The organism is Streptomyces sp. NPDC096048 (assembly GCF_044763415.1).
Lineage (GTDB): Bacteria > Actinomycetota > Actinomycetes > Streptomycetales > Streptomycetaceae > Streptomyces.
The window spans coordinates 156,813-177,351 of the sequence record NZ_JBIWGG010000015.1; the positions used below are offsets into that span (position 1 = coordinate 156,813).

Here is a 20,539-nt window from a genome sequence, read left to right on the forward strand (position 1 = left end):
TGCGAGTTCGTGCCAATGTCCGGACAATGTGACCGACGCCTGCTCCCCGGCGCCGAGTGATCGATTGCCATGTCGGACAATGGGGCGTTTGGGGTTTCGAGAACCCGGCCGGGGTTCCCGCGGAGCCCCGGCACGCACAGCACGGCACAGCAAGAAGGGCACGGCCTCGTGGCACGGTTTCGGACATGGGTGGGCATCGCGCTGGCAGGGGCACTGTCGGTGTCCCTGGCCGGCTGCAGCAGCACCGGCGGCAAGCGCGCCGAGGACGCCCGCAAGGCCGCGTCGGTCCAGGGGAAGGCGGCGGTGGACACGCCCCGCTGGACCTTCGCGATGATCACTCACTCGGGTGACGGCGACTCGTTCTGGGACATCGTCCAGAGCGGCGCCGAGCAGGCCGCGGTGAAGGACAACATCAACTTCCTGTACTCCCAGGACGACGAGGCCCAGCAGCAGGCCCAGCTCGTGAACGCGGCCATCGACAAGAAGGTCGACGGGATCATCGTCACGCTCGCCAAGCCCACCGCGATGAAGTCCGCCCTGGACCGCGCGCGGAAGGCCGGCATCCCGGTGATCACCGTGAACTCCGGCTCCGCGGAGTCCAAGGAGTTCGGCGCCCTCACCCACGTCGGTCAGGACGAGACCGTCGCCGGCGAGGCGGTCGGCGAGGAGCTGAACGAGCGCGGGCGCGAGAAGGCGATCTGCGTCCTGCACGAGCAGGGCAACGTCGGCCACGAGCAGCGCTGCGACGGCGTCGAGAAGACCTTCGACGGCAAGGTCCAGCGGCTCTACGTCAACGGCACCAGCATGCCGGACGTGCAGTCCGCCATCGAGGCCAAGCTGCAGACCGACAAGGCCGTCGACGCCGTGGTCACCCTCGGGGCCCCCTACGCCGACACCGCCGTGAAGGCCAAGCAGGGCGCGGGCAGCAAGGCCGAGATCGACACCTTCGACCTCAACGCCAAGGTGGCCGCCGGACTGGAGGACGGCACCCTCGGCTTCGCCGTCGACCAGCAGCCCTACCTCCAGGGCTACGAAGCGGTCGACCTGCTGTGGCTGTACAAGTACAACGCCGACGTCCTCGGCGGCGGCCGGCCGGTGCTCACCGGTCCGCAGATCATCACCAAGGACGACGCCGCCGAGCTGGCCGACTACACCAGGCGGGGCACCCGATGAGCGCGGGCACGGACGTGGCGGTCGTTGACGAAAGGATTCTGCAGACCTCTCCGCTGCGGAGACTCCTGGGCCGTCCCGAGCTGGGATCCGTGGTCGGCGCGATCGCCGTCTTCGTCTTCTTCGCGTTCTTCGCCGACAGCTTCCTGCGCGCCACCAGCCTCAGCACGGTCCTCTACGCCGCCTCCACGATCGGCATCATGGCCGTCCCGGTGGCGCTGCTGATGATCGGCGGCGAGTTCGACCTGTCCGCGGGCGTCATGGTCACCTCGTCGGCCCTGGTGTCGTCGATGTTCAGCTACCAGATGACCGCCAACGTCTGGGTCGGTGTCGGTGTCTCCCTGCTGGTCACCCTGGCGATCGGCGCCTTCAACGGCTTCATGCTCACCCGCACCGAGCTGCCCAGCTTCATCATCACGCTGGGTACCTTCCTCATGCTGACCGGCATGAACCTCGGCTTCACCAAGCTCATCGACGGCACCGTCTCCACCAAGACCATCGCCGACATGGAGGGCTTCGAATCCGCCCGCGAGGTCTTCGCCTCCACGATCACCATCGGTGGCGTCGGCTTCAAGGTCACCATCCTGTGGTGGCTCGCCCTGGTCGCCGTCGCCAGCTGGATCCTGCTGCGCACCCGTGCCGGCAACTGGATCTTCGCCGTCGGCGGCAACAAGGACGCCGCCCGCGCGGTGGGCGTCCCGGTCGACAAGACCAAGATCGGCCTCTACATGGGCGTCGGCCTCGGCGCCTGGATCTCGGGCCAGCACCTGCTCTTCTCCTACGACGTCGTCCAGTCCGGCGAGGGCGTGGGCAACGAGCTGATCTACATCATCGCCGCCGTCATCGGCGGCTGTCTGATCACCGGCGGCTACGGCAGCGCCGTCGGGTCGGCGGTCGGCGCGTTCATCTTCGGTATGACCAGCAAGGGCATCGTCTTCGCCGAGTGGAACCCCGACTGGTTCAAGTTCTTCCTCGGAGCGATGCTGCTCCTCGCGACCCTGCTCAACGCCTGGGTCCGCAAGCGCGCGGAGGCCACCAAGTGACGCAGACCGAAAGCGGTACGCCGCGCAGCCGCACGGCGCTCGTCGAGCTGTCCGACGTCAGCAAGAACTACGGGAACGTCCGCGCCCTCGAAGGCGTCTCGCTGGAGGTCCACGCCGGTGAGATCACCTGCGTGCTCGGCGACAACGGCGCCGGCAAGTCGACCCTCATCAAGATCATCTCCGGGCTGCACCGGCACGACGGCGGCACCCTGAGCCTCGACGGGGAGGAGACCCGCCTCTCCTCCCCGCGCGAGGCCCTGGACCGCGGCATCGCCACCGTCTACCAGGACCTGGCCGTCGTCCCCCTCATGCCGGTCTGGCGCAACTTCTTCCTGGGCTCCGAGCCGCGCAAGGGCGTCGCCCCGTTCAAGCGCATGGACGTCGACCACATGCGCCGCACCACCCACGCGGAGCTCCTGCGCATGGGCATCGACCTGCGCGACGTCGACCAGCCGATCGGCACCCTCTCCGGCGGCGAACGCCAGTGCGTGGCGATCGCCCGCGCGGTGTACTTCGGCGCGAAGGTCCTGGTACTGGACGAGCCGACGGCGGCACTGGGCGTGAAGCAGTCAGGCGTCGTCCTGAAGTATGTGGCGGCGGCACGCGACCAGGGTCTGGGTGTTGTCTTGATCACCCACAACCCGCACCACGCGTACCTGGTGGGCGACAGGTTCGTGCTCCTGAAGAGGGGCACGATGGTGGGCAACCACGAACGTGAGGACATCACCCTGGACGAGCTGACGAGGCAGATGGCAGGCGGGAACGAGCTGGACGGTCTACGCCACGAGCTGCAGCGCACCCAGGGGCGCGGGGCTGTGTATTTCGCGGCTCCGCCGCGTGGGCGCGAGTGACCACGACGCACCCGCACCCGGCGACGAACCGTTCACGCCACCCCCTGTCCCATTCGGCACCCGGCGGAGCCGTGCGGCACAATCGCACCCGATGAGCACCTACCGCGACTTCACCGCCCCCATCGGCTCCCGCCGCGCCCCGGTCCTGCGTACCGTGGGCACGAGGGAACGCCGCTCGCACCTCACGGCACCCCGGGTGCCGACGGTCGGCATCGACATCGGCGGTACGAAGGTCATGGCGGGCGTCGTGGACGCGGACGGCAACATCCTGGAGAAGCTCCGCACGGAGACCCCGGACAAGTCCAAGAGCCCCAAGGTCGTCGAGGACACCATCGTCGAACTGGTGCTGGACCTCTCCGACCGGCACGACGTGCACGCCGTCGGCATCGGCGCGGCCGGCTGGGTCGACGCCGACCGCAACCGCGTGCTGTTCGCCCCCCACCTGTCCTGGCGCAACGAACCGCTGCGCGACCGCATCGCCGGCCGGCTCGCCGTGCCCGTCCTGGTGGACAACGACGCCAACACCGCCGCCTGGGCCGAGTGGCGCTTCGGTGCCGGGCGCGGCGAGGACCACCTGGTGATGATCACGCTCGGCACCGGCATCGGCGGCGCGATCCTGGAGGACGGGCAGGTCAAGCGCGGCAAGTACGGAGTGGCGGGAGAGTTCGGCCACATGCAGGTCGTCCCCGGCGGCCACCGCTGCCCGTGCGGCAACCGCGGCTGCTGGGAGCAGTACAGCTCCGGCAACGCCCTGGTCAGGGAGGCCCGGGAGCTGGCCGCCGCCGACTCGCCGGTGGCCTACGGGATCATCGAGCACGTCAAGGGCAGCATCGGCGACATCACCGGCCCGATGATCACCGAGCTGGCCCGCGACGGCGACGCCATGTGCATCGAGCTGCTCCAGGACATCGGGCAGTGGCTCGGCGTCGGCATCGCCAACCTCGCCGCGGCCCTCGACCCGTCCTGCTTCGTGATCGGCGGCGGGGTCAGCGCCGCCGACGACCTGCTGATCGGCCCCGCGCGCGACGCCTTCAAGCGCCAGCTCACCGGCCGCGGCTACCGCCCCGAGGCCCGTATCGTCCGCGCCCAGCTCGGCCCCGAGGCCGGGATGGTGGGCGCCGCCGACCTGTCCCGGCTGGTCGCCCGCAGATTCCGCCGCGCCAAACGGCGCCGGGTGGAGCGGTACGAGCGCTACGAGCGGTACGCGGAGGCCCGCCGCACGCCCCGGGAGTCGCTGTGACGGACTCCCTGCCCCACCAGGCCGGGCCCCCGGACGAGCCCCGGCCCCTCGCGGAGGACCGCCGGCACATGATCCGCCGCCGGTCGCTCACCCTGCTCATCATCGTGCTGCTCATCGGCATCCCGGCCGGCTACCTCATGATCTCCGCCAACCAGAGCCGCGACAGCGGCAGGGAGAAGGAGGCGAAGTACGCGGCGACCGGCATGACCGAGGGCTGGCCGTCCAAACTGCAACGCCGCGTCTACGAGGTGCCCGTCCCGGTCCCGTCCGAAGAGGTCGCCTACTACGAGACGAACAACTGGAAGACCAGTCGTCTCTACGTCCAGTTCGAGACCACCGGCGCCGGCCTGGACGCCTTCCTGGCGGGGCTGGGCGTCGACCGGGACGCGCTGGAGCGCGACAAGATCGCCATCAGCGACCGCGCCCAGCGGGTCACCGGCTGGGAGTTCGGCGGGTCCGGCTCCTGGTACGGCCTCGTCAACGAGCAGCGGAACCCGGCGCCCACCCAGGACGTCGTGGTGAACATGGACGACCCGGACTATCCGATGGTGTACGTCGTCTCGCGCACGGTTCCCTGACCGCGCACGTGCGCCGACTCCGCCCCGGCAGGGCGCCGGGGGCCGATTGTCAGACCCCGCCCGTAGAGTCGAAGACATCTGATCCGGCACACGGGCGGGAGGTGACAGGACGTATGAGCGGCATGGCCGTGGCGGGCACGATGGCCGCCGGGCGAGCGGGGGAGCGGGAAGCGGCGACGCGGCCGGAGGGCACCACTCCGTCCGTCCCCGCCCGGCTCGCGGCCGTCTTCCTGCCCGCACCTCTTCCGCGCGACGGGCGGATCGCCTTCTGGGACCCCGAGGATGGGGCCGTGGCCACCGCCTTTCCCGAGTACGGGGCTGCCGCCGCGACGCCGGGGGACGGGATCGCGGCCGCCGGGCCGTCCGCCGGCCGGCCAGCTGCCGTCGGGCCGTCCACGGGCTGGTCCGCTGCCGTCTCGACTCCCGAGGACGGGGCTGCCGCCAAGTCATCGGAAGGCGGGGCTGCTGCCGCCTCCCGTACCGGGGGCGGCGGGTCTGCTGCCTCGCCGCCCGGGCACGGCGCCCGGGTGATCGCCGGGCTCACGGACCTCACCGTCGTGCGACGGCACGGCGCCGGAGTGCGACGCCGGACGACGCCCGCGTTGTCCCTCCCGCTCGGCGAGGCGCTGCCCCTGCTGGTGCGCGCCCGGCACGACCCGGCCGCCCATCCGGCCACCGCCTGCTGGGGCGCCGCGGCCCTGCACGCCCTGCGGCTCGCCGCGCGCGGCCGGCTCCTGCCCGGCCTGACGGCGACCGGACACGACGCCTGGCGGGCAGGCCCGCTGGACCCCGACGACGTCGCACACCTGCGGTCGGTGGCCGCCGCGCTGCCCCCGGAGGGCCACGCGGTCCCGCTGGACGGCCCCGGCCCGATCCGGCTGCCGGAACCGGAAGCACTCGTCCGCGCCTTCCTGGACGCGGTCGCCGACACCCTGCCCCGCACCCCGGCCGCGCCGCACGCATCAGGCCGGCCCTTCGCCGCACGCGGGGCCCAGCGCCTGCCCGACGCCCACGACTGGGCCGCGGAGGTCGCCGCCGGCATGGACGCGGGCGTGCGGATCTCGCTCCGCCTGGACCTGTCGGCGTACGACCTGTTCGACGGGGACGAGGGCAGCGGAGGCGCGCGCAGCGCGGGGGCGGCGGTCGTCCAGGTGCACAGCCTCGCCGACCCCACCCTCGTGGCCGACGCGTCGGACCTGTGGTCGGGAGCGGCAGACGGGGCGTTCGGTCCCCGTGCGCGCGTGGACGCCGCCCTCGCGGTGCGGCGCGCGGCGCGGGTCTGGCCGCCCCTCGACCGGCTCGCCGAGCAGGACGTACCCGACGTCCTCAGCCTGTCCGAGGAGGAGGTCATCGACCTGCTGGGCGTGGCGGCCGGCCGGCTCTCCGCCGCCGGGGTCGCCGTGCACTGGCCCCGCGACCTCGCCCAGGACCTCACCGCGACCGCGGTGGTCCGGCCCGCGCCCGGCTCCGCGACCGACGGCACCGGCTTCTTCGAGAGCGAGGACCTCCTCCAGTTCCGCTGGCAGCTGGCGATCGGCGGCGACCCGCTCACCGAGGCCGAGATGGACACCCTGGCCGAGGCCCACCGTCCCGTCGTCCGGCTGCGCGACCAGTGGGTGCTGGTCGACCCGGCCCTCGTTCGCCGCGCCCGCAAGCGCGACCTCGGCCTGCTCGAACCGGTCGACGCCCTGTCCGTCGCCCTCACCGGCACCGCGGAGGCCGACGGCGAGACGGTCGAGGTGGTGCCGGTCGGCGCGCTGGCCGCCCTGCGAGACCGGATCACGGCCGGTGTACGCCCCGCCGAACCGCCGCCCGGCCTGCACGCCACCCTCCGCGACTACCAGCTGCGCGGGCTGGCCTGGCTGGACCTCATGACCTCCCTCGGCCTCGGCGGCTGCCTCGCCGACGACATGGGCCTCGGCAAGACGGTCACCGTGATCGCCCTGCACCTCAAGCGGGCCCGCACCGAACCGACCCTGGTGGTCTGCCCGGCCTCACTGCTGGGCAATTGGCAGCGGGAGATCACCCGCTTCGCACCCGGCGTCCCCGTCCGCCGCTTCCACGGGCCCGACCGCACCCTGGACGACCTGACCGGCGGCTTCGTCCTCACCACGTACGGCACTATGCGGTCCGCCGCGGCGACACTGGCCGAGCGGCCCTGGGGCATGGTCGTCGCGGACGAGGCGCAGCACGTCAAGAACCCGTTCTCGGCGACGGCGAAGGCCCTGCGCACGATCCCGTCCCCCGCACGCGTGGCGCTGACCGGCACACCGGTGGAGAACAACCTCTCCGAGCTGTGGGCACTGCTCGACTGGACCACCCCCGGGCTCCTCGGCCCCCTGAAGTCCTTCCGCGCCCGGCACGCGCGCGCGGTGGAGAACGGCGAGGACGAGGAGGCGGCGGAGCGACTCGCCGGTCTCATCCGTCCCTTCCTGCTGCGCCGCAAGAAGTCCGACCCGGGCATCGTCCCGGAGCTGCCACCGAAGACCGAGACGGACCACCCCGTCCCGCTCACCCGCGAACAGGCCGCGCTGTACGAGGCGGTGGTGCGCGAGTCGATGCTCGCCATCGAGTCGGCCGAGGGCATGGGCCGTCGGGGCCTGGTGCTCAAGCTCCTGACCTCGCTGAAGCAGATCTGCGACCACCCGGCACTGTTCCTCAAGGAGGAACACCCGCCGGGCGGAGCGGACCGACTGACCGCCCGCTCCGGCAAACTCGCCCTGCTGGACGAGCTGTTGGACACACTCCTCGCGGAGGACGGTTCGGCGCTCGTCTTCACGCAGTACGTCGGCATGGCCCGCCTCATCACCTCCCACCTGGCCGCCCGCGCGATCCCCGTCGACCTGCTGCACGGCGGTACGCCGGTGCCGGAGCGCGAGCACATGGTGGACCGTTTCCAGAGCGGGGCCACCCCGGTCCTCGTCCTCTCCCTGAAGGCCGCCGGTACCGGCCTGAACCTCACCCGCGCGGGCCACGTCGTGCACTTCGACCGCTGGTGGAATCCGGCGGTCGAGGAACAGGCCACCGACCGCGCCTACCGCATCGGCCAGACCCAGCCGGTCCAGGTCCACCGCCTCATCACCGAGGGCACGGTCGAGGACCGCATCGCCGAGATGCTCCAGTCCAAGCGTGCCCTGGCCGACGCGGTCCTCGGCTCCGGCGAGGCGGCCCTCACCGAACTGACGGTCCGTGAACTGTCCGACCTGGTGTCCCTGCGGAGGCCGTCATGACCCCCCGGCCCGCCGACGAGGCCCGCCGCGCCCTGCGCGAGGCACGCGAGCGAGGCGAGGGGGCGCAGGGCCCCACGGCCGGGACCGACGCCGAAGCCGAAGTCGAGGCCGGAGCGGACGCCCTCCGACGCGAGCCGGTGCAGACGCAGACGCAAGAGCATGGCCAGCACGAGGACAGGCACCAGCGGGACCAGCACCCTGACCGAGACCCTGACCTGGGCCTGGGCCTGGGCCGGGATCGGAAGTCGGAGGAGCGCACCGGGCGGTCCCGCCCCGGGGACGTCGCACGCGCGGCGCTGCGCAGCGCTCGGACCGCACGACAGGTGGGGGAGGACGACGGAGCGGGCGGCGCGACGGGGGAGGATGCCGACCGGCCGGAAGAGGTGACTCGCTCCGCTGGGCTACCGAGTGTTTCTGACGGGGCGACAACCGCCGTCCCGGCGGATCACTCCACCGACGTGGCGGCCCCTGCCTCCGACCCGACGCCCCTCCCCGGTGAGGCGCCACCCCTCCCCGGTGACGTGACCGCCCTCGCTCCGACGCCCGGTCCCGCCGATGCGGCCCCCACGGCACGCCCCCGCTCCGCGGACGCGAGCGACAGCCGGCCGGGGGATGTGGCGCGTGAGGCGTTGCGGGCGGCTCGGCGGCAGGCGACGGCGGACACCGCGGCCAAGGGAACGAAGGGCACGCGGCGGCTGTCCCGCCCGGTCCGTCGTCCGCAGAGCGGCGGTGGTTCCCGCACCGCCGACGCCCGCGCCCGGGCCGTACGGGACTTCGCGGCGGACGCGTTCCGGCTCCCCCCGGAGGCGGACCCCGAAGGGGAGCCCCCGACCCCGGACGAGCCCGCCTCAGATTCCACTGCCACGCCGTCTCGCTCCGCGCGTTCAGGGGGCCCTGCCGAAGGCCCGACCCCTGCCGCCGGGGGGCCGTGGCTTCCGTCCACGTCGCCGTACGAGCCGCCGCCTCCACATCAGCAGCCGGCATCGCGCCCCGGGCGCGCCCCGGCGGCGCAGGGAGAAGCTCCGCCTCCGGCGGCGCACGCCCAGACGTTCCCCCCGCCGCCCGCGAACCCCCGCACCCCCCGCTCGATGGCCGCGCCGGGCCGTGACGGCGAACTCCGCCGCACCTTCCCCGCCCTTCCGCCCCGCACGGCGGCGGACGGGAGCCTCGCCGGGACCTGGTGGGGAAACGCGTGGGTGACCGCGTTGGAGGAGGGCGCCCTGGACGCCGCGCGGCTCGCGCGAGGGCGCGGGTACGCCGAGCGGGGACACGTCGACGCCATCACCGTGACGCCCGGCCTGGTCCTCGCCTATGTGCAGGGCAGCCGGCCCCGGCCGTACCGGGTGCAGATGCGGCTGCGCACGCTCGACGACGCCGACTGGGAGCGGTTCCTGGACGCAGCCGTCGAACGCCCCGGCCACATCGCCGCGCTCCTCGGCAAGGAGCTGCCCCACTCCCTGGCCGACTGCGGTGTCCCCCTGCTTCCCGGCCCCGGCGACCTCGCCCCCCGGTGCAGCTGCCCCGACTCCGGGCACCCCTGCAAACACGCCGCCGCCCTCTGCTACCAGACGGCACGTCTGCTCGACGCCGACCCCTTCGTCCTGCTCCTGCTGCGCGGCCGGGGCGAACGCGAACTGCTCGACGCCCTGTCCCGGCTGAACGCGGCCCGCGCGGCCCGAGCCGCCCAGGACCGGGGACCGGCGCCCCTGCCCGGCGTCCGGGCCGCCGCGGCACTGACGGCGCGCGCCCTGCCGCCCCTCCCGGCGCCGCTGCCCCCGCCCCCGCACCCCGAACAGCCCCCGGCCTACCCGGCGGCGCCGGGCGGCCCCGACCCCTTCGCGCTGGACCAGCTGGCCACCGACGCCGCCGCCCGCGCCCACGCCCTGCTCACCACGGGCCGTGACCCGGTCGGCGGGCTGACGCTGTGGCAGGACGCCGTCCGCCTCGCCGCGGCCCGTCCCGGTTCCGGCCTCACCGTCGGCACCCGAGCGCTCTACGCGTCCCTCGCGAAGGCCGCCGGCCGTGATACGGCGGAGCTGGCGCGCGCCGTGGCCGCTTGGCGCCAGGGCGGTCCGGAGGGCCTCGACGTCCTGGAGGAGCCCTGGGACCCGCCGGCCGGCCGCTTCGACCGAGCCCGGCCGCTGCTGCTCGCCGCCGACCTCCCCGCCTTCCGCCCCTGGCGCAACCGCCTCACCCACCCCCAAGGCCACGTCCAGCTCAGACTCGGCCGGGCAGGGCTCTGGTACGCCTACGAGTCGGAACCCGGCCGCGACGACTGGTGGCCGCGCGGCACCCCCGACCTCGACCCGGTCGGCGCCCTGACGGGCCTGGGCGGCACCGGCGACCTCTGACCGACGGCCCACCACCGCCACCTGCCCGTAGGTCCGACTCCAGCGGGTACCCGGGTCCCGGACCCGCCGCCCCCACCCCGGACCCGCCGCCCCCACCCCGGACCCGCCGCCCCCACCCCGGACCCGGCGCCCCCACCCGAACTCCGGTATCCGGACTCCGCACAGCTCAGGGGAGATCAGTGCTCATGGTCTCGCGGACCGTCTCGCAAACCGCGAAGGTCCCCTCAGGAGACGCGAGGCTGGACGGCGACCTGACGCTTCCCGCCGGGGCGCGGGGGGTGGTTCTGTTCGCACACGGCAGCGGCAGCTCACGCCTCAGCCCCCGCAACCGCGCGGTCGCCGCCGGTCTGCACCGGGCCGGGTTCGGCACGCTGCTGCTGGACCTGCTGACCGAGGACGAGGAGCGCGAGGACGCCGCCACGGCCCGGCACCGCTTCGACATCGCCCTACTGACCCGGCGCCTGGCGGACGCCGTCGACTGGCTGGAGCGGTGCCCGGACACCGCGGACCTGTCCGTGGGACTGTTCGGGGCGAGCACGGGAGCGGCGGCCGCGCTGACGGCGGCCGCGAATCGGCCGAAGCGGGTGTCGGCCGTGGTGTCGAGGGGCGGGCGGCCGGACCTGGCCGACGCCGTACTGCCCCTGGTCACAGTCCCGGTCCTGCTCGTCGTCGGTGGCAGCGACACGGCGGTCCTCGAGCTCAACCGGGAGGCCGCCGAAGAACTGTCGGCGCCCCACCGCATCCATGTCGTACCGGGTGCCACGCACCTCTTCGCGGAACCCGGCGCCCTGGAACAGGTGACCGAGGCCGCTGCCGGCTGGTTCCGTGACCACCTGCCCGATTCCGGCTGAGGGAGCGGCCCGCCCGCCACGGTTTCACCGGCGACCGGCAGGAAACTCCGGAGAGTGACGCGCGCTCTTCGCCTCGCGTGAGAAGGGCGGACACCAGGCCATGCGATTCCACGACCGCAGGGCGGCCGGCCGGGAACTCGCCCTCCGGCTGGAGATACGGGCCACCGACGGCGAGTTCCCGGACACCGTCGTCCTCGCGCTGCCCCGAGGCGGTGTCCCCGTGGCCGCCCAGGTCGCGCGGGCACTCGATGCGCCCCTGGACGTACTGGTCGTACGCAAGATCGGCCTTCCCGGCCGCCCGGAGGCGGGCATCGGCGCGATCGTGGGCGACGACCCGCCGCTGTTCGACCGGCGGGCCCTGGAGATGCTCGGCCTGAGCGAGAACCGCCTCGCACCCGATGTGGAACGCGAGCGCGCCGAACTGCACCGTCGCGCCCTGCTCTACCGGGGCGACCGGTCCGCACCCGACGTGAGGGACCGGACCGTCATCCTCGTCGACGACGGTCTGGCCACCGGCGCCACCGCCCGCGCCGCCCTGCGGCACCTGCGCCGCCTGGCCCCCGCACGGTTGATCCTCGCGGTTCCCGTCGGCGCTCCCGAGTCCTGCGCCGAGATGCGGTCGGAGGCCGACGACGTCGTCTGCCTGTACCAGCCGCCGGACTTCCGAGCGGTCGGCCTCTGGTACGAGGACTTCGAGCAGGTGAGCGACGACGAGGTGACCGGAACACTGCGCGAACTCAGCACGTCGACGCGCGACGGCTGAAGTACGGAGCCGGACCGGCGCAGGACCGCACGGAGCACGGTCTCCCCCCGTACACGCCATACATGCCGGAGCCGAACCAGGACCATGGACCACCGTCACACACGGTCCACGACCACCCTGGTGGTTCCGACCATGCCAACAGCGGCACGGGCGCCGGATGATGCGCACACAGCGCACACACCGATGACCAGGCACCAGCCACCAGGTACCAGGTACCAGACACCAAGGACCAGCCAGCAGACACCCGGTGCCAGGCATCGCTCCGAGCGCGTCCCCTTCCAGGAGGCAGCCGACATGGGACAGCCGCACCCTCCGCTCCGCGCCCCGCAGGACCGCCGCCCCCTCCTCGGCGGCGTCCGCCGCTGGATCACCGTCGCGGCCGGCGCCCTCGCCCTGACCGCCGCGCTGGTGGCCGCCGGCCCCCCGGCGTCCGCCGCGAGCCTGACCCCCGTCACCGGGTTCGGTACCAACCCCGGCAACCTGTCCATGTACGCGTACGTGCCCGACGCCCTGCCCGTCGGCGCTCCGCTCGTGGTCGCCCTGCACGGTTGCACGCAGAGCGCGAACGACTACTACACGCACTCGGGATGGCCGAAGTTCGCCGACCGCTACGGCTTCGCGACGGTCTTCCCCCAGACGAGCGGCGCGAACAACGCCAACTCCTGCTTCAACTGGTTCGAGCCGGGCGACAGCGCCCGCGGCCGTGGCGAGGCACTGTCGATCAAGCAGATGGTGGACGAGGCGATCGCGCGGTACGGCAGCGACCCCGGGCGCGTCTTCATCACGGGCCTGTCGGCCGGCGGCGGCATGACGGCGAACATGCTGGCCGCCTACCCCGACGTCTTCGCGGGCGGCGCCGTCGACTCCGGACTGCCCGCTTCCTGCGCCGACAGCGTGACCGCCGCCTACATCTGCATGTACAGCCCGCCCGACAGGACACCGGCCCAGTGGGGGAGCCTGGTGCGTTCCGCCGCTCCCGCGGGCACCACCTCCTGGCCGCGTGTGGCGATCTGGCAGGGCACCGCCGACACCACCGTCCGGCCCGCCAACGCCACCGAGCTGCGCGACCAGTGGACCGACGTGTGGGGCACGGGCCAGACCCCCTCCCGCACCGAGAGCCTCCCCGGGGGCACCACGCGAAGCGTCTACGTCGACGCCGCCGGCCGGCCCGCGGTCGAGGTCTACTCGATCTCAGGCATGGCCCACGGGCTCGCGGTCGACCCCGGCAGCGGTGCCGAGCAGTGCGGCACCGCCGGCACCTACTACCTCGACACCATCTGCTCCAGCTACCACACGGCTCTCTTCTGGGGGCTGGACGGTGACGGCGGCGCCGAGGAGCCCGGTACGCTGCCCGCCCCCACCGGGCTGACCGTCACCGCGACCACCGGCTCAACGGCCTCCCTGAGCTGGACCGGCGTCGCGGGAGCGACCTCGTACGCCGTCCTCCGGGACGGCACCAAGGTGGCGACCACCAGGTCGACCGTCTACACCGACACCGGCCTGACCACCGGCACCGCGTACGGCTACACCGTGGCCGCCGTCGACTCGGCGGGCGCGGCGGGCCCGGCCTCGGCCGAGGTCACCGCGACCACCACCGGGTTCACGCCCACGTGCCACACGGCGAGCAACTACGCCCACACCGTCGCCGGACGGGCCTATGCGGACGGCGGGTACGCCTACGCACAGGGCTCCGGACAGGCCATGGGCCTGTGGAACACGTTCACCACCCGCACCCTCCAGCAGACCGCGCCCGGCCACTACGTGGTCACTGACTCCGGATGCCCCGCCTGACCACAGTGCCGAGCGGCCCCGACCAACGCACCTGGACCAAAGTCGCATCACTACCTCGCCCAGGGTCGAAGACGCATCGAGCCATCGGGACGATGTGCCGGCCGCGCCGCACGGACAGACTCGTTCCCGTTCGTCGAGCTCGTGGCAGACCGCGAGAGCCGGCAAGCGGAGGGAGTGGGAGGCATGTTCGAGGAGACGCGGCGTCGACGGGCTGCGAGGCGGGTCGTGCCCGGGGACGGACGGGCACTGAAGCGGTTCCGCTGGTGGCAGATGACTTTCCGGGCACTGTTCTATCTCCGGCTGACGAACGATGACGGCCGGCAGACGATCTACGCCGTCGACGTCAGGCATGGGCAGAACAATTCTTCCGGCAACGTCAAAGCCGACCTGTACCTCGACGACAGGCAACACGCCCGCTCCGGGCTCCCTGCCGCCTTCCCCGTCCCCGGCGGCACCATCGAAGTGAGGATGAGCGCGTTCGGGCTCAAGCGCTGCCACTACATCACCGCCGAGGGGGTCGCGTACCAGCTCGTCCCGGACCGCGACTCGGCCGAAGGGCGTCGCGCGCACTTCGACCGCAGGCACCCCGCACTGAGCCGCGGGATCGGGTTCCTCTCGTCGATCGTGCTCGTCGTCGCCCTGTTCCTCCTCCTCGCCCAGCTCATCGAGCAGCTGACCCTTTCACCAGGCATCGCCCAGCACGTCGGGACCTTCACCTCCCCGGTCGATCTGGCGGCGTGGACCAACACCGTGATCGGGCTCATCACCGTGACGGCCAGCACGGAGCGAGCGCTGCGGCTGCGCTACAGCCGGCTGCTCGACGGCGCGGCGGGCTGACCCGACTGCCTCGGACCGGTCCGGGTGAAGGTCGTCCGTCGCCTCCGTCGCCTCCGTCGCTCTCTGGTACACCGACAAGGAGACCGAATGCGAAAGTACGTCGTGGCCGTCCTCGCCACCGTCATGATGGCGCTTCTCACCTGGCAGGGGGCCTCCGCCGAAACGGCGCCGAGCGCGTCACCCGAGCGGGTGAGCTGGGGCGCATGCCCGGACGGCACCTCACTGCCGGGCCTGGAGTGCGGCACGCTCAAGGTTCCGTTGGACTACCGCGACCCCGAGGGCGAGAAGATCGATCTCGCGATCTCGCGTATGGCCGCCCCCAACCCCCACAAGCGCCGCGGCGTGCTGCTGACGAACGCCGGCGGACCGGGCGAACCAGGCCTGAACTATCCGTTGGTCCTGAAGTACTACGGCGTGCCGCAGAGCGTCCTGGACACCTACGACGTGATCGGCTTCGATCCGCGCGGGGTCGGCCACAGCGCTCCGGTGACCTGTGACCTGGAGGGCGAGTCGACGGCGACGGCGAACATCCCGGAGTACGCACTGGACTCGGCGGACGTCGCCGAACGGGCCGAGTACGCGGCCGAGGTCGCCGAGAAGTGCGGATCCGCCGCGACAGCGCCGATGCTGCCGCACATCAGCACGGCGAACACCGCGCGCGACATGGACCGGATCCGCGCGGCGCTGGGCGAGCCGAAGATCTCCTACCTCGGCATCTCCTACGGCACCTACCTCGGTTCGGTCTACACGACACTGTTCCCGCGCCGCAGCGCCCAGTTCGTCCTCGACAGCGCGATGGGTCCGGAGGGCAGCGCCCCGTCGGCCTCCCGCGGCTTCGGGGAAGGGGTCGAGGACAGGTTCCCGGACTTCGCGAAGTTCCTCGCCGAGCGTCCCGAGTACGGGTTCGGCACCTCGGTGGAAGGGATCAGGGCGAAGTACTTCGAGATCGCCGCCCGGCTGGACGCCGAGCCGAGGCCGGACGGCTTCGACGGCAAGCGGTTCCGCAAGGTCACGTTCGAGAAGCTCTACCTGGACCAGTGGCTGCCCGAACTGGCTGAGATCTGGCGTGCCGTCGAGACCGGGCAGCCCCTCCCGCCGACCTCACCGTCCGAGGTGCCCGCCCGGCAGCCGGCGGACAACGCCGTCGCCGGCCAGCTCGCCGTGCTCTGCAACGACCGCGACTGGCCGGAGTCCGTCGCCACGTACCAGCGCAACGTGGAGGTCGACCGTTCCCGTCACCCGATGTTCGGTGCGGCCGCGGCGAACATCTGGCCCTGTGCGTTCTGGCCGACGGAACCGTCCGAGCCCCCGGTGAGGATCAACAGCCGAGGGCCGTCGAACGTGCTGATCGTGCAGAACCTGCGCGACCCGTCGACGCCGCTGTCCGGCGCCCGTGAACTGCGCAGGGCTTTCGGTGAGCGGGCGCGGATGATCACGGCGGACCAGGGCGGACACCTCGCCTACCTCTTCCTGAAGAACCGCTGCCTCAACGACATGACGACGAACTTCCTCGTCACCGGGGAACTCCCGCGTACCGACGTCGCCTGCGCGGCCGAACCGAACCCGAACTGAACCGAACCCGAACTGAACCGAACCCGAACTGAACCGGAAGCGGCGAGTGCCTGATCCCGCCGCCCGCTCGTCGCGGCTCCGCTGGAACGACTATTTGCACATCAATGTGCAGGCAATTAGTCTGCTCATTGATGTGCAAGTAATGCGTCCCCTTGGAGTATCCGTGCCTCTGCTGGCCAACACACCTGTCGACCGGATGGCAGGGCCGTATCACCGGCGCTGGTGGGCGCTGGGCATTCTGTGCCTGAGCCTGCTGATCGTGGTCATGGCCAATACGTCCCTGATCGTCGCCGCCCCCGACATGACCCGGGATCTGCGGCTGACCAGCAGTGACCTGCAGTGGGTGATCGACGGTTACACCGTTCCGTACGCCGCGCTGATGCTCGTACTCGGTGCGATCGGCGACAAGTACAGCCGCCGTGGCGCCCTCGTCGCGGGCCTGCTGGTCTTCGCCGGCGGTTCCGTGATGGGCAGCGTGGTCGATGAGACCGGCCTGGTGATCACCGCGCGCGCGATCATGGGTGTGGGAGCCGCGGTGGTCATGCCCGCCACGCTCTCCCTGCTGGTGGCCATGTTTCCGAGGCGCGAGCGGGCGAAGGCCATCACGGCCTGGACCGCCACCTCCGGTCTCGCCATCGCCGTCGGCCCCGTCGTCGCCGGTTGGCTGCTGGAGAAGCACGCCTGGGGCTCGACCTTCCTGATCAACGTGCCGATCGCGGTGGCCGCCGTCATCGGCGCCTTCCTCCTCGTGCCGCCGTCGAAGGCGGAGGGCATGGGCCGGATCGACTACGTGGGCGGTCTGCTGTCGATCGTCTCCGTCGGCGCGCTCGTCTACGCCATCATCGAGGGACCGCACTTCGGCTGGGGCGCCGCCCCGGTCGCCGCGGCCGCGGTCGCGGGCGTGGGTCTCGTCGCCTTCGCCCTGTGGGAGCTGCGGCATCCGCACCCGATGCTGGACGTGCGGAAATTCAAGCTGCGCGGCTTCAGCGGCTCGATGCTCGCGGTGCTGTTCTTCTTCTTCGGTATCTTCGGCTCGATCTACTACGCCACCCAGTTCCTGCAGTTCGTGCTCGGTTACGACGCCCTGGAGACCGGTGTCCGGCTCCTGCCGCTGGCCGGAGCCGTGTTCGCCGGCGCCGCCGTCACCGGGAAGCTGACGCCGAAGCTCGGGGTGAAGGCCGTCATCGTGCCCGGCATGGTGATCGGGACCGTGGCCGTGTTCCTGCTCACGCAGATCGACAAGGGCTCGGCGTACGGCGACTTCCTGCCGTCGCTCCTGCTGCTGGGCTTCGCGATCGGCCTGAGCGTCTCCCCGGCCACCGACACGATCATGGATTCCTTCCCCGAGTCCCAACTGGGCGTCGGCGGCGGTGCCAACGACACCTCGCTCGAACTCGGCGGCTCCCTCGGCATCGCCGTACTCGGCTCCCTGCTGGCCACGGCGTACGAGGACAAGCTGGGCGATCTGGTCGGCGGCCGCCTGCCGGGCCCGGCGCTGGAGGCGGCCCAGGACTCGGTGGGCAGCGGGCTGGCGGTCGCCGAGCAGGTGGCCAAGGACCCGGCCGGTGGCGCCCAGCAGGCGCAGACGCTCCTCGCCGCCGTGCACGAGGCGTTCGCCCACGGTGTCGCGCAGACCAGCCTCATCGGCGGCCTCGTCATGGCCGCCGGAGCGATGATCGTCCTCGCGGTCCTGCCCGGCCGCCGCCGCCCGGCTCGCGAGCAGGCGGAGCGGGCCCAGGTGGCAGCCAAGGACGCGGAGCACGACGAGTCCCGTGTGCACCACGCCGGTCGGTAGCCGACCCGGGCGCGCTCCACGCGCCGGTGAGGTCACCGCAAGGGACTGAACACCGAGGCGCCCATCGCCGCCCTGCGCGCGTCAGCCAACGGCGGCGATGGCGCGGCCCGCCCAGTCCGGAGCCGGTTCGGTCAGCTCCGTGAAGCGGCGCCGGACCGCCTCCGGGAACTCGGTGGCCCGGCCCGCCTGCTGGTCGACGTGGACCGCGAGCAGTTCCGTCGTCGCCACCGGGGCCGCGTCGGGCGCCGGCGCCGACTCCGGTTCGGACACCACGTACATCTCGTGCGCGAAGCGCGCCTTGCGGGCCGCCGCTCCCCACACGCGTGTACGGATGGCCAGACGGGCGCCCTCGGGCACGTCCCGGAGGAAGCGGATGTGGGACTCGACCGTGTAGAGGGAGCAGCCGGTGGACTCGCGGTAGCCGGAGTCCAGACCCGTCTCGATCATCAGTGCGTCCGTGGCGTGACCGAAGACGAGGACGTAGAACGCCTCGCTCATGTGGCCGTTGTAGTCGATCCACTCCTGGCGGACCGTGCTGTGGAACAGCGGGAGCCCCGTCACCGGGAGTCCTCCTCGCGGTCCAGGCGGCCGGTGGCGCGCAGCACTTCGATGACGCCCCGGTCGCGTTCGGCCACCAGGTCCGCGATGGAGCGGCCGTCCGCCGCCTCGTCACAGCCCGTCACCACGGCGTCGTACAGCTCCTTGTCCAGCTCCGGCGCTTCGAGGCGCGTCCACGGCGACTTCAGGGACGGGCCGAAGTGGTCCAGCATGTGCGCCATGCCGCCCTCGCCGCCCGCGAGGGCGAACGTCAGCATCGGCCCCATCACCGCCCAGCGCAGCCCGGGGCCCTCGGTGATCGACAGGTCGATGTCCCGGACCGTCGCCTCGCCGTTGGCGACCATGTGCAGCGCCTCGCGCCACAGGGCTTCCTGGAGGCGGTTCGCTATGAAGCCCGGTACCTCGTTGTCCATCGTGATGACGGACTTGCCCGCGGCCTCGTAGAAGCGGGAGGCCCAGGCGACCGCCGCCGCGTCCGTGCGCTCGCCGCCGACGACCTCGACGAGCGGGATGAGGTAGGGCGGGTTGAACGGGTGGCCGACGACCAGCCGCGACGGGTCCGCGGCCGTCGTCTGCATGTCGGTCATCGGATACCCGGAAGTGGAGGAGGCGATGACGACGCCGGGCGGTGTCGCCGCGTCCAGGCGGGCCAGCAGATCACGCTTGAGGGCGAGCTTCTCGGGTGCGCTCTCCTGGACGAACTCGGCGTCGGCCACGGCCTCTTCGAGGGTGTCGGTCACGGTGAGCCGTTCGGTCGACGCGCCCTCGGCCAGGCCGAGCGCGGTGAGCGCCGGCCACGCCGCGTCGACCAGGCGGCGCAGCTTCCGCCCGGCGTCGGGCGCCGGGTCCCAGGCGGTCACGTCGTAACCGCGCGCCAGGAAGTGGGCGACCCAGCCGCCGCCGATGACTCCGGCGCCGACGCAGGCGACACGGCGGACGTTCTCGGGTGAGGTCGTCTCGGGTGAGTTCATGAGAGGGATCCTTCGTCGTCGCGGCGGACTACTGGCGCGGCTCGAGGCCGAGAGTGGCGCGGGCCTCGTCCGGTGTCGCGACGCGTGCGCCGATCGACTCGGTGAGGGTCACGGCCCGCTCGACGAGCTGGGCGTTGGTCGCCTTGTTGCCCTTGCCGAGGTAGAGGTTGTCCTCCAGGCCCACGCGGACGTGTCCGCCGAGCAGGATCGACTGCGCGACCCACGGCATCTGCATCCGCCCGAGCGCGAAGCTCGCCCAACGCGCCCCGTCCGGGAGCATGTTGACCATCGACTGGAGCACTCCAGGATCCGCCGGCGCGCCCCACGGAATGCCCATGCACAGCTGGAACACGGTCGGGTCGTCGAGCAGGCCCTCCGCGAGCAACTGCTTGGCGAACCAGAGCTGACCCGTGTCGAAGATCTCCAGCTCGGGCCGCACGCCCAGCTCCTGGATGCGCCGCGCGCCCGTGCGCAGCATGTCGGGGGTCGAGACGTAGAGGTTCGAGCCGTCGCCGAAGTTGAGCGAGCCGCAGTCCAGTGTGCAGATGTCGGGAAGCAGGTCCTCGACGTGCGGAAGACGCTCCAGACCGCTGACGAGGTCGGTGCCCGGGAGGTGGGTGAGCGGGTCGTCCGGATCGATGACCAGATCGCCGCCCATGCCGGCGGTGAGGTTGATGACGACGTCGGTGCCGGTCTCCTTGATGCGCTCGACGACCTCCCGGTACAGCTTCGGGTCGCGGGACGGATCGCCGGTCTCCGGGTCGCGTACGTGGATGTGGACGACGGCCGCTCCGGCGGCGGCCGCCTCCACGGCGTTCCTGGCTATCTGTTCCGGGGTGACGGGAACGTGGGGACTCTTGCGGACGGTGTCGCCGGCGCCGGTGAGCGCGCAGGTGATGATGACGTTCTCGGTCACGGGCATGCGGGAGCCTCCCGAA

Annotated in this window: 16 protein-coding genes; 13 read left to right on the forward strand and 3 right to left on the reverse strand. The window is 72.3% G+C overall.

The genetic code is table 11. From position 1 onward, the window contains the following. The first annotated feature begins 168 nt into the window (after window positions 1–168). The 13 genes from ACIQ6R_RS33880 (at window position 169) to ACIQ6R_RS33940 (ending at window position 18,072) form a co-directional block, all read left to right on the forward strand. Window positions 169–1,173 (forward strand): sugar ABC transporter substrate-binding protein, encoded by a 1,005-nt coding sequence (locus ACIQ6R_RS33880; RefSeq protein ID WP_404225616.1) that lies wholly within the window; start codon window positions 169–171, stop codon window positions 1,171–1,173. Next, complete coding sequence (locus ACIQ6R_RS33885) at window positions 1,170–2,213, forward strand: ABC transporter permease (protein ID WP_404225618.1); 1,044 nt, start codon at window positions 1,170–1,172, stop codon at window positions 2,211–2,213. The genes ACIQ6R_RS33880 and ACIQ6R_RS33885 overlap by 4 nt, the downstream gene beginning before the upstream one ends. Further along, window positions 2,210–3,064 carry an ATP-binding cassette domain-containing protein gene (locus tag ACIQ6R_RS33890; RefSeq protein WP_404225620.1) on the forward strand — a complete coding sequence of 285 codons (855 nt, stop codon included), beginning with the start codon at window positions 2,210–2,212 and terminating at the stop codon, window positions 3,062–3,064. Before ACIQ6R_RS33885 ends, ACIQ6R_RS33890 begins: the two co-directional genes overlap by 4 nt. A 91-nt stretch (window positions 3,065–3,155) precedes the next feature. Continuing rightward, the gene (locus ACIQ6R_RS33895) at window positions 3,156–4,304 is read left to right on the forward strand and encodes an ROK family glucokinase (RefSeq protein ID WP_210961637.1); all 1,149 of its coding nucleotides are present in this window, start codon (window positions 3,156–3,158) and stop codon (window positions 4,302–4,304) included. After that, window positions 4,301–4,882 (forward strand): sugar kinase, encoded by a 582-nt coding sequence (locus ACIQ6R_RS33900; RefSeq protein WP_404171803.1) that lies wholly within the window; start codon window positions 4,301–4,303, stop codon window positions 4,880–4,882. Before ACIQ6R_RS33895 ends, ACIQ6R_RS33900 begins: the two co-directional genes overlap by 4 nt. Window positions 4,883–4,995: 113 nt before the next feature. Further along, the gene (locus ACIQ6R_RS33905) at window positions 4,996–8,112 is read left to right on the forward strand and encodes an SNF2-related protein (RefSeq protein ID WP_404225622.1); all 3,117 of its coding nucleotides are present in this window, start codon (window positions 4,996–4,998) and stop codon (window positions 8,110–8,112) included. A 296-nt stretch (window positions 8,113–8,408) separates the two neighbouring features. Next, the gene (locus tag ACIQ6R_RS33910) at window positions 8,409–10,463 is read left to right on the forward strand and encodes an SWIM zinc finger family protein (RefSeq protein WP_404225683.1); all 2,055 of its coding nucleotides are present in this window, start codon (window positions 8,409–8,411) and stop codon (window positions 10,461–10,463) included. A gap of 185 nt (window positions 10,464–10,648) precedes the next feature. Then, window positions 10,649–11,314 (forward strand): dienelactone hydrolase family protein, encoded by a 666-nt coding sequence (locus ACIQ6R_RS33915; RefSeq protein WP_404171798.1) that lies wholly within the window; start codon window positions 10,649–10,651, stop codon window positions 11,312–11,314. Between the two features lie 100 nt (window positions 11,315–11,414). Then, window positions 11,415–12,077, forward strand: a complete 663-nt coding sequence (locus ACIQ6R_RS33920) for a phosphoribosyltransferase (RefSeq protein WP_404225624.1) — start codon at window positions 11,415–11,417, stop codon at window positions 12,075–12,077. A gap of 294 nt (window positions 12,078–12,371) precedes the next feature. Then, on the forward strand, window positions 12,372–13,868 hold the full coding sequence (locus ACIQ6R_RS33925) for a PHB depolymerase family esterase (protein WP_404225626.1): 1,497 nt from the start codon (window positions 12,372–12,374) through the stop codon (window positions 13,866–13,868). Between the two features lie 183 nt (window positions 13,869–14,051). Beyond that, complete coding sequence (locus ACIQ6R_RS33930) at window positions 14,052–14,705, forward strand: hypothetical protein (protein WP_404171790.1); 654 nt, start codon at window positions 14,052–14,054, stop codon at window positions 14,703–14,705. 87 nt (window positions 14,706–14,792) lie between these two features. Then, on the forward strand, window positions 14,793–16,277 hold the full coding sequence (locus ACIQ6R_RS33935) for an alpha/beta hydrolase (RefSeq protein WP_404225628.1): 1,485 nt from the start codon (window positions 14,793–14,795) through the stop codon (window positions 16,275–16,277). A gap of 163 nt (window positions 16,278–16,440) precedes the next feature. Further along, a complete protein-coding gene (locus ACIQ6R_RS33940; RefSeq protein WP_404225630.1) occupies window positions 16,441–18,072 on the forward strand; it encodes an MFS transporter in 1,632 nt (543 codons plus the stop codon). A gap of 81 nt (window positions 18,073–18,153) precedes the next feature. Here the strand turns inward: ACIQ6R_RS33940 and ACIQ6R_RS33945 are convergent, their stop codons facing one another. From ACIQ6R_RS33945 to ACIQ6R_RS33955, 3 genes are read right to left on the reverse strand one after another with little or no spacing between them, the layout of a single operon-like run. Continuing rightward, window positions 18,154–18,633, reverse strand: coding sequence for a thioesterase family protein (locus tag ACIQ6R_RS33945; protein WP_404225632.1), 480 nt, complete (start codon window positions 18,631–18,633; stop codon window positions 18,154–18,156). Continuing rightward, window positions 18,630–19,601 (reverse strand): 3-hydroxyacyl-CoA dehydrogenase NAD-binding domain-containing protein, encoded by a 972-nt coding sequence (locus ACIQ6R_RS33950; RefSeq protein WP_404225634.1) that lies wholly within the window; start codon window positions 19,599–19,601, stop codon window positions 18,630–18,632. The genes ACIQ6R_RS33945 and ACIQ6R_RS33950 overlap by 4 nt, the downstream gene beginning before the upstream one ends. Before the next feature lie 28 nt (window positions 19,602–19,629). Then, window positions 19,630–20,523, reverse strand: coding sequence for a 3-keto-5-aminohexanoate cleavage protein (locus ACIQ6R_RS33955; RefSeq protein WP_404225636.1), 894 nt, complete (start codon window positions 20,521–20,523; stop codon window positions 19,630–19,632). Window positions 20,524–20,539 lie beyond the last annotated feature (16 nt).